Genomic DNA, 3,669 nt, shown 5'->3' on the forward strand with positions numbered 1-3,669 from the left:
CCCTGGCCGACCTCCTGGCCGGCTCCAGGGCTGCGGGCGCGATCCCGCCCGCAGCCCTGGAGCCCCTGCGGACGGGAACCTGAGCGCGCGCCTCCGCCATCCGACGGGAAATCAGGCATCGAGGGCGGCGGGCTGGGCGAGCCCGGGGCCACCTGTGTGCGGGGTCCGGACGTAACCCTCGGCAGGCTCGGGAAGGACCCGGAGGCAGGCCGCGGAGCAGGCGTTCACCAAGATCGGCAGGACATCGGCGGCAACGCGCAGCGAGATCCAGGCCTGGTGGATCCCGGCTCCCTCCAGCGGCCGGTCGCACACGCTGCACCCGCGGAGCCCCGCAGCACCCCACGCGCCGCCGGGGCCCGCGCCCTGAACGCCGCCGGGCCGGAGCGGGGGGAACGGCGGGCGGAACCTCTCGTTGCCGTACAGCGCACGGGTGCTGACGGTGCTGCGCCTCAGGTCCGGGCACCTGGTCAGCTTGTACGGGAACCAGTGCAGCCGGTAGGAGGTGTACGGCGTGAATTCCCGCAGGCCGCTCATGCCGCCGATCTCCGGGGGGATCCGGACGAGATTGCTGCCGTAGAGGTCGAACTGCCTGACGGCGGCGAGCTTCGCGATGGTGGGCGGCAGGGTCACGATCTGGCGCCGCTCCCGGGGACTCATCTCCGCCAGCGGCCGGAACACCTCCCTGCCGTCGGCGGCGGCTTCCTCGACCAGCGCCAGGAGGTGCTGCCAGGCCGGCGACGACGTGTCCTGACGCTCACCGTGGAAGCGCACCCGCCGCCGGTTGCCCGCCCGGTACTGGTCGAAGCACGTGCAGATGTCCCGGGGGGACTCGCTGCTGCTGGTGCGCGATGCCGGCTCTGTCTCATGCGCCATGGCACACACGATACGAAGCCGGTGGGGGAGAAGGACCCGGGGGCCGTGGTCGCGGACCCCGGCGGCACCGGCCGGCTGCGGCTGGATGGGCCCGAACTGCACATAGCCCCGCCGCCCCAGGCATGGGACGGCGGGGCTGAGAGCTGTGGCTACTGGGCGTCGAATTCGCCGGCGCGGATGGCGGTGATGAAGGACTGCCAGGCGGCGGTGGGGAAGATGAGGGCGGGGCCGCTCGGGTCCTTGGAGTCGCGGACGGGCATGACGCCGGTGAAGCCGGGGGCCACCTCGATGCACTGGCCTCCGTCGGTGCTGTGGGAGGACTTGACCCAGCGGGCAGAGGACAGGTCGAGGCGGGAGCTCATGGTGCCAGTTCCTTCCGGATTCTTCTGATCATGCCCAGGGATTCGGCCCTGGGCGGCGCATCTACCTGCAGGCAATCGTATCGTCTGCGCCATCTTGCGACAGTGGCTCGATCCCGTTCGAGGAAGCCGCGGTGAAGCGTCTCGGTGTACCCGAGCTGGGAGTTGTCGCCGATGGTCAGCAGGGTGACGGCTGAGCGGAACGACCGGTGGACCCCCATGCTGAACGGGATGACCTGGATCATGATGTTGGGCCCGGCTGCCAGCTCTTCGAGGTGTTCGAGCTGTTCGGCCATGATGGATGGTCCTCCGAGCTGCCATCGGAGCACGCTTTCGTCCAGAGCGGCGTAGACGAAGGGCACAGGCGTGCGGGTCAGGAGTTTCTGCCTGGCCATCCGGATTGCGAGGCGTTCCTGGGCTTGCTCTGTAGTGACCTCGCCCAGATCCACGGCGCAGGTCAACTCGGCCTCGGCGTACGCCTGGGTCTGGAACAGGCCTGGGACGGCGCCGATTTCGAACAGCCTTATCTCCCGGGCCTGGGCCTCGAACTTCGTGAAGTCGGCGAACCCCTCGGCCAGGCCTGCGGAGTTGGAGGCCTGTAGCCACATCAGGGTCAGGGCGCCGTGGAGTCCGAGGGCCTTGTCGGCGGCCTCGGCGAATTTTCTGGACACCTGCTTCGTGGCAAGTTCGGCGACGCAGACCGTGGACGGGTTACACCCGATCTTCTTGGCGAGTTGAGCCTGGGTCAGGCCGGCCGCCTTGCGTGACCTGCGGAGTAGTACCCCGAAGGGTGCCCACGGGCCTGACTCTGGGTCAATTTCCTTGATGTTCACCATGGGTGCTCCAACTTGGATGCGCTGGAAGACAAGTCCATCTTCGCTTCCGATGCTAGGGCGCCTCACGCCACCATGAGCACAGAACGTGAAATTCCGACTGCGGAGGGTTCTCAAGATCATGGCGTCGTCCAAGCTTCACGGCTACGGGGTGCGGTGGGACCCCGAGGCCCGTTGCTACCGGGTGCGGAACGAGGTCACGGGGGAGTGGCTGCGCTGCGGCTCCACCGGTGAGCCGGCCTCTTTCCGTTCCTTCTGTGCCGCGTTCTCGGCGTGGCGGGTCTTCGAAGTGCACCGCAGGGTCGGTGTGTGATGGCCTCGATGCTCAACCGTGCTACCGCCGACCAGCGGCGTGAAGCCGCCCTCGTCGCCGACGACTTGGCCGCCGTCCTCGCGCTCGGTGACGCCAAGTTGCCGTCGCTCGAAGTGGACTGGGACTTCGGGCGCCGCACCGGCTGCTACCTGATCTGCCTCGGGGCCGCCCGCATCGACGAGGTGGAGCGGATCGTCGAACTGCTCCGCAAGGGCCTGCACTTCGAGCGCCTCGCCGCCGATGACTCCTGAACTCGCCGCCCGCCTCCTCTGGCTGCTCGGCTTCGCCACCCTGATCAACTGGTGTTTCCGGAACAGGAAGTAGCACCACCGTGCGCGACCCCCGCCTCCTCGCCAAGCCGCCCGTGTGCCGGCTCGGCTGCCTCGCCCTCGTCCGCAACCCCCGCGGCGACGTCCTGCTCGTCGACCCCGACTACATGGACGGCCTCATCCTGCCCGGCGGCGCCGCCCGCCCCAACGAACCCCCGCACGAGGCCGCCGCCCACCACCTCCTCGCGCAGACCGGCGTCTCCCTGCGCCTCACCCACGTTCTCGCGGTCGACTTCACGCCCGCCGACCGCTACCTGGAGCGTCTCAACCTCGTCTTCGACGGCGGCACCACCACCCAGCAACTCACCGTCCCTCCGCAGCACCACAGTGGCCTGCTCGGCGCCCGCTTCGTCCCCGTCCAGCAGATCGGCCAGGTCATGGCCCCCGCCCAGGCCGCCCGCGTCGCCGAGGCGATCACCGGCCATGCCGTCCCCCTCCTCCTCCACGGGCAGCGCGCCGCCTGACTCCCGCCCACAGCACAGGAAGTCGACGGGCCCGACTTCCTGCGTGGGTGGCAGTGCTCGGCGGACTTCCGTCCCGCCCGGCACGACCCGCACGATCTCCTGCGCGCCTGGTGGGAGCGGCTGGGCCCGGAGGAGGACGAAGACGAGGAGCCCCGCCCACGACGCGGGACGCGGCCCTGCGGGTGGCCGCCGAACACGTGGCACTCTGCCCCGGCCAGGTCTTCCAGGGCACCGGCACCCTCACCGCGTACACCGACCTGCTCGTGGACTCGCACCAGCGGATGTTCTGGTCGGACTGAGCACCGCCACGGACGCCGCACAGGAAGTCGGGCCCGCCGACTTCTCGCACCTGGGACCCGGGTGACCCTCGCAACCCGGCGGGTCGCGCAAGAACTCGAAGCCGGCCCGCAGGAAAGGCCGCGCCTTGTCCATAGATCCCCAGGGCGGCCGCCGCGTGCCGTCAATCCGGCCGGTGAAGCGGCTCAAGAAGGTCCGTCC

At 69.8% G+C, this 3,669-nt stretch carries 6 protein-coding genes; 3 read left to right on the forward strand and 3 right to left on the reverse strand.

What is annotated here, in order from left to right:
* Positions 1–111: 111 nt before the first annotated feature.
* The 3 genes from AB0O00_RS32605 to AB0O00_RS32615 all read right to left on the reverse strand — a co-directional run bounded on the left by AB0O00_RS32605 (position 112) and on the right by AB0O00_RS32615 (position 2,068).
* Positions 112–873: a leucine-rich repeat domain-containing protein gene (locus AB0O00_RS32605; protein ID WP_363657955.1), complete on the reverse strand. Its 762-nt coding sequence runs from the start codon at positions 871–873 to the stop codon at positions 112–114.
* Positions 874–1,022: 149 nt separating this feature from the next.
* Positions 1,023–1,235, reverse strand: coding sequence for a DUF397 domain-containing protein (locus tag AB0O00_RS32610; RefSeq protein ID WP_363657957.1), 213 nt, complete (start codon positions 1,233–1,235; stop codon positions 1,023–1,025).
* Complete coding sequence (locus tag AB0O00_RS32615) at positions 1,232–2,068, reverse strand: helix-turn-helix transcriptional regulator (RefSeq protein WP_363657959.1); 837 nt, start codon at positions 2,066–2,068, stop codon at positions 1,232–1,234. Before AB0O00_RS32615 ends, AB0O00_RS32610 begins: the two co-directional genes overlap by 4 nt.
* A gap of 318 nt (positions 2,069–2,386) precedes the next feature.
* On the opposite strand from AB0O00_RS32615, the gene AB0O00_RS32620 reads away from it, so the two are divergent.
* The 3 genes from AB0O00_RS32620 to AB0O00_RS32630 all read left to right on the forward strand — a co-directional run bounded on the left by AB0O00_RS32620 (position 2,387) and on the right by AB0O00_RS32630 (position 3,470).
* On the forward strand, positions 2,387–2,629 hold the full coding sequence (locus AB0O00_RS32620; RefSeq protein WP_363657961.1) for a hypothetical protein: 243 nt from the start codon (positions 2,387–2,389) through the stop codon (positions 2,627–2,629).
* 80 nt (positions 2,630–2,709) lie between these two features.
* Positions 2,710–3,171 (forward strand): NUDIX domain-containing protein, encoded by a 462-nt coding sequence (locus AB0O00_RS32625; RefSeq protein WP_363657963.1) that lies wholly within the window; start codon positions 2,710–2,712, stop codon positions 3,169–3,171.
* A 110-nt stretch (positions 3,172–3,281) separates the two neighbouring features.
* Positions 3,282–3,470 carry a DUF4253 domain-containing protein gene (locus AB0O00_RS32630; RefSeq protein WP_363657965.1) on the forward strand — a complete coding sequence of 63 codons (189 nt, stop codon included), beginning with the start codon at positions 3,282–3,284 and terminating at the stop codon, positions 3,468–3,470.
* Positions 3,471–3,669: the final 199 nt, after the last annotated feature.

The organism is Kitasatospora sp. NPDC093558 (assembly GCF_040683475.1).
Lineage (GTDB): Bacteria > Actinomycetota > Actinomycetes > Streptomycetales > Streptomycetaceae > Kitasatospora.